This is a genomic window from Aminobacter sp. AP02 (genome assembly GCF_003148805.1).
GTDB lineage: Bacteria > Pseudomonadota > Alphaproteobacteria > Rhizobiales > Rhizobiaceae > Aminobacter.
Window position 1 is genome coordinate 1 of the sequence record NZ_QGGX01000055.1, and the last position, 5,429, is coordinate 5,429.

The 5,429-nt window shown below is 56.2% G+C and carries 4 protein-coding genes and 1 pseudogene; 1 reads left to right on the top strand and 4 read right to left on the bottom strand.

Annotated elements, in window-relative coordinates:
* A pseudogene (locus C8K44_RS28135) lies at positions 1–123 on the top strand (IS3 family transposase); the annotation flags it as partial.
* A 91-nt stretch (positions 124–214) separates the two neighbouring features.
* Here C8K44_RS28135 and C8K44_RS27030 read toward each other — a convergent pair.
* From C8K44_RS27030 to C8K44_RS27045, 4 genes are all read right to left on the bottom strand, one after another.
* Entirely contained in the window at positions 215–1,171 is a 957-nt protein-coding gene (locus tag C8K44_RS27030; RefSeq protein WP_109578837.1) for a GDP-mannose 4,6-dehydratase, read from the bottom strand.
* Positions 1,172–1,204: 33 nt separating this feature from the next.
* Positions 1,205–2,185 (bottom strand): GDP-mannose 4,6-dehydratase, encoded by a 981-nt coding sequence (gene gmd / locus C8K44_RS27035; protein WP_109578838.1) that lies wholly within the window; start codon positions 2,183–2,185, stop codon positions 1,205–1,207.
* Between the two features lie 87 nt (positions 2,186–2,272).
* Positions 2,273–3,688: a mannose-1-phosphate guanylyltransferase/mannose-6-phosphate isomerase gene (locus tag C8K44_RS27040; RefSeq protein WP_109578839.1), complete on the bottom strand. Its 1,416-nt coding sequence runs from the start codon at positions 3,686–3,688 to the stop codon at positions 2,273–2,275.
* A complete protein-coding gene (locus tag C8K44_RS27045; RefSeq protein ID WP_199227222.1) occupies positions 3,685–5,124 on the bottom strand; it encodes a phosphomannomutase in 1,440 nt (479 codons plus the stop codon). The genes C8K44_RS27040 and C8K44_RS27045 overlap by 4 nt, the downstream gene beginning before the upstream one ends.
* Positions 5,125–5,429: the final 305 nt, after the last annotated feature.

Consider the following 5,429-nt stretch of genomic DNA (forward strand, 5'->3'; position numbering starts at 1 on the left):
GGAACCCTCACCGCAACCGGCTCCGACGCTGCGCTCGATAGGGGCTTCGCGTCTCCACCAGTTGCTCAACCCGCGCCCTACGGCGTAACACAAACCGCCGAGGCTCTAATTGCCGCTGGATGACAGTTCAGTGGCAGGTCAATGTGATGCATGAAGGCGTCAAGGTGCCGTAATATCGAAGATTTATGTTTTCAAAGATAGGTGCCTTCGATCTTCAGCCGCCGGCTCGACATTTCCAGTCATCAAGCACGCCGGATAACGTTTCTTCAAAGTTTATTTCGGTGTGCCAGCGGAACACCCGCAACGCAGCCTCAGCACTTCCGCACGCCGTGGCCACTTCCGCCTTACGCAGGCGGCTGGGATCGACTCGAATTTCGACCGCCAATCCCGACAACCTAATCAACGTGTCTAGGACGGCGCCGATTTGGTGCACTCGGCCGGACGCGAGGTTGAAGACTTGTCCATACGCCTCAGGCACTTCCAAGAGCGCGGCATCCGCGTAGGCACGAACGACGTCGCGAACGTCCAGGAAGTCCCTATACGCCAAGAGATTTCCCACATTGATGACTGCAGGGCTTAAACCCGCAGAAATTTCCGCGACCTGCTTTGCAAAGGCCGGCACAACATAGGCATCGCTCTGTCCCGGGCCGGTATGGTTGAAAGGACGGAAGCGGATTGACTTCAGGCCGTCACGAGCCAGCTGCCCCACGAGAATGTCCGCCGCCGCCTTTGTTGCGCCGTACACATTCATCGGTTTTAATACGGCGTTTTCTGTGACGGGCGCGCCAGGCACGTCGTTGAACGACGCCCCATAAACTTCGGAACTGCTCGTGAAGACGAAACGGGCTTCGGGGGCACTCTCCAGCACCGCGTAGGCAAGGTTCATCGTTCCATTCAGATTGACGTCCCAGGCCCGCTTGGGCGCATCGCGGGCCTCCGCTGGAGCGGCTACTGCCGCCAGGTGAATTACGGCTGTGGGCCGAACCTCATGGATCAGACGAGAAACCTGATCATAGTCAGTGATATCGAGGTTTCTGGCGCTGGATTTCCCGTGGCCTGCAGCGAAAACCTCTACCCTTGTCGATTGCGCGCGCGTTGCCAGCTCGCGCTGAAGCCAGCCGCCCACAAAGCCAGTCGCACCGGTAATAAGGATACGGTTTTCAGCTGGCATGTCAGAGCTTCATCACATCGCTGCAGCTAGGCATTAGACGAGCCTTGCCAGGCGCTTCAGATCCGCTTCGACCATTTCCACGATCATCTTTTCGAGGGAAATTTCTGGTTGCCAACGGAGCTTGGACTTCGCCTTTTGCGGATTGCCCAGCAAGACGTCGACTTCGGCGGGGCGGAAGAAGGCTGGATCGATGATCAAGTGATCGTCGATATTGAGGCCGGCATGGTTAAAGGCGATCTTGCACATGTCGCGTACTGTCGTAGTTACGCCAGTGGCAACGACGTAGTCTTCGGCCACCTCTTGCTGCACCATCAGCCACATCGCGCGGACATAGTCCTTCGCATGGCCCCAGTCACGTTTGGCGTCAATATTGCCAAGGCGCAACTCCTTGGCCAGGCCTAGCTTGATGCGCGCCACGCCGTCGGTAACCTTGCGCGTAACGAATTCAATGCCACGCAGCGGCGACTCGTGGTTGAAAAGAATGCCGCTTGACGCGTGCAGACCAAAACTCTCGCGATAATTCACCGTCAGCCAATGGCCGTATAGTTTTGCCACGGCATAGGGTGATCGCGGATAGAAAGGCGTTGACTCAGACTGCATTGGTTCCTGGATAAGGCCATACATCTCAGACGACGATGCTTGATAAAAGCGCGCGTCCGGCTTTTCCAAGCGGACAGCTTCAAGCACATTGGTGACGCCGAGACCGGTCACCTGGCCTGTCAAGATGGGCTGCTGCCACGACGACTTAACGAAGGATTGTGCTGCGAGATTGTAGACTTCGTCGGGTGCTACTTCGCGTATAGTGCGAACCAGGCCGGAGAGGTCCAGCAAATTACCGTCGATAATCCGTACGTCTCGCGCAATTCCCAGCCATTCGAGGCGGGTCAAGTTCACGTCGGAGGAACTCGAACGGCGGGCCAAGCCATGAACTTCATAGCCCTTGCCGAGCAAAAGCTCTGCCAAATAGGCCCCGTCCTGTCCTGTAATACCGGTAATCAACGCCTTCTTGGCCAATTCAACTCTCCGCTTGGGTCTGTTGCGTCCCTATGGAACCGCAAGAATTGTTTGCGTAGTAAGGTTGTACCGATCGAATGCTCAACTTTAGCTTCGACCGTAGACATCCTCGAATCTAACGATGTCATCCTCACCCAGATAATCGCCGCTTTGAACTTCGATCATCACTAATTGCATAATACCAGGGTTTTCAAGCCGGTGCTTGTTCCCGCAAGGGATATAGGTCGACTCGTTCGTGGTCAGGATAAGTTCCCGGTCGCCGTTGACCACTTTTGCGGTGCCGCTGACAACCACCCAATGTTCGGAGCGATGATGATGCATCTGCAGGCTCAGACTGGCTCCGGGCTTCACCTCGATCCGCTTGATTTTAAAGCGTTCGCCCTCCTCGAGCACGGTGTAAGTACCCCATGGCCGGTGCACGGTCCGATGCAGGCTGTGGGCTGCATGTCCATTCTCTTTTAGATGCGAAAACAGCTGTTTCACATTCTGTACGCTATCTTTGTGAGCGACCAGCACAGCATCGGGAGATTCGACGATGACCAGGTCCTTGACACCGACCGCGCCGACAAGCCGGCCTGTGCTGTGGATTAAACAGTTTTCTGTGCCGACAAGTACGGTGTCGCCGTTCGATCTGTTGCCTGATGCGTCGGGGGTGATGAGATCGCCAAGAGCATTCCATGAACCGATATCGCTCCAGCCAATGTCGCAGCCCACCACCGCAACGTTGTCAGCCTTTTCAAGTACAGCATAGTCGATAGAGTTTTTCGGCACCTTCGCGAAGAGTTCACGATCAATCTCGAGCTTTGTCCCGCTTGTCACGGGCGAGCGTTCCGAACTCAAAATGCTCTTTCTGCATGCTTCAAGAATTTCAGGGGAATGCTTTTCCATCAGCCCGACCATCGTTCGCGCTGAAAAACAGAACATACCGGAATTCCAATAAAAGCGGCCAGACGCGAGATATTCCCTGGCCCGCGCGCTATCCGGCTTCTCGACGAAACGAACCACTTCCGACCCGTCGGCCTCAATGTAGCCATAGCCAGTTTCGGCATACTCGGGTGTGATACCGAAAGTGACCAGCCTGCCACGTTGCGCCAAGTCGATGGCCTTTGCGGCAGCTTCACAAAACGCAACGACGTCGCGGATCATATGGTCGGCAGGAAACAGGACGATTATGGCGTCGTCGCCGAAAACCTGCTGGACATGAAGCGTTGCGATCGCAGTTGCGGCGGCCGTATCACGTCCCGCGGGCTCGAGCAGGTAAGTGCACTCTATATCCGCACGGTCGAGTTCGCGATACTCGTCCTCAGTCTTGAAAAACAACTCGCGATTGGTGATCGTCAGAATGTGATCGACATTCGTCAACGCTGCAGCACGCAGGAAAGCATGCTGCAGCAGGCTTGCTCCATCAGCGAGCTTCATAAAGGGCTTGGGGTGCGTCTCGCGCGAAATCGGCCAGAGGCGGGCACCTGCGCCACCGCTCATAATTGTCGGGATGATCTTCATTCGTGACCTATTTCCTTTGCGCGCAATAAGTTTTCGGCACGGCGCAGTCCCCATTGTAAAATTTGCGCTGAGCGCTGCTCCGATGCTGCTTCAGCGTAGCAGCGCAATTCCGGGGCGTTGCCTGATGCGCGATAGTGTATGACTTCTGCGTTCGAGAGCTTGACCCGTATGCCATCAATGTTGTCGCAGTCCAGGATTGTGCCGAGCTCTGCGAAAAACCCTCTTCTTTGGTCAACGTCGAGCAGGCGTTGCAAAAACGGAGCGCTAGTTTCCGTGGAGACGTGTTCGATCCGGCCACTGCATGTGAAGCGCTGCGGAACGGTGCGTCGCAAGGCAGAAACTGTCATGTCCTCTTTGGCGGCCATGCCAAGGACACTCAAAATGGGCAGAATTGCGTCGCGGGTTGGAAGTGCAGCCAGTTGCCCACCGCTGATCGCGAGCGAGGATCCCAAAAGCACGCCGCCATTCGCTTCGAAACCGACGACCCGTTGGAAGTCGTCGTTGCAAGCTGAAAGCATTCCTTCAATGACGTAAGGTGAGCCGACCTTGGTGCGGTAAACCTTTTTAAACATGTCGCAAAGCTCGGTTGCGGTGTTCGACGTCACTGGCGTGACAACCGCGTCGGCCCCCAGGAAACGCGCGGTAATCAGACCGACGGTGTCGCCGCGTAAAAAGTGGCCGTTTTCGTCGGCGATCAGCGGCCTGTCCGCATCCCCGTCGGTTGACACTAGCGCGTCTAGGCGATGCATCGTGCTCGCCTCCTCTGCGAACGCAATGTCTTCCGGGCGAAGAGCTTCTGTGTCGACAGGAACAAAGATATCCGAGCGGCCAAGCGCGATAACCTCGGCGCCAGCCCGTGTCAGGATATCGACGAGCAAATCTCGCGCTACCGAACTGTGCTGATAGACGCCGATGCGCCAGCCTTGCAAGGCACCAGCACCCAACAGGCCATCCAGGCGCGCGCCATATGCCTCAAGGGCATGTCCGACGATCTCGACGTGCTCGGGCACTTCTACAGGCGGTCTTTCGACGCCCAGAAACGACAGGATTCCAGCCTCATCAGCCTTGTCGATTTCGCCATCGGGACGATAGAATTTGAGTCCATTGCGGTCAGCAGGGATATGGCTGCCTGTAACCATGATCGCCGGAGCTTTCAGGGCAATCGCACGCAGTGCCAGCGCGGGGGTCGGCAGGGGCCCACAATTTTCGATGGTCATACCGAAGGTCTTCGCAGCTGCGATACAGGCCATCGCAATTTGAGGGCTGCTGGCTCGAAGGTCATAGCCAACGAGGAGACGTCCGCTGCTTCGTTCACCATCGAGCACGGCTATATGCTTCAAAAAGGCCGTCGTGTACGCCGCACACACACCAACGTCCAATTCGACCACAAGTCCGCGGAGGCCGCTGGTTCCAAATTTCAGTCCAGACATTTCCACCTATTGAAATCTGTGCCCACCCACAGTGGCCCTCTAGCGACTCTTTTCAAAGAATACAATCGAGCGATCGGCCGGTGATTTCACATCGCTCTGACATCTGATGTACGACTATTACAATAAGTGCCACCATTCGCGACTGATTAGGGCCATATATCGGTTCACACACGAAATGCTGTGCCTCAGCCAAGGGCTAGGCCGACTCCCGAAAGTTTGCTCTGATCCCCGGAAACTGGACCGTTCAGAATTGGAGTTTTCCGCTGTAGTTTCCCGGTTGGGAGAGGAGCGGAGAGCGATGAAGGCATCGA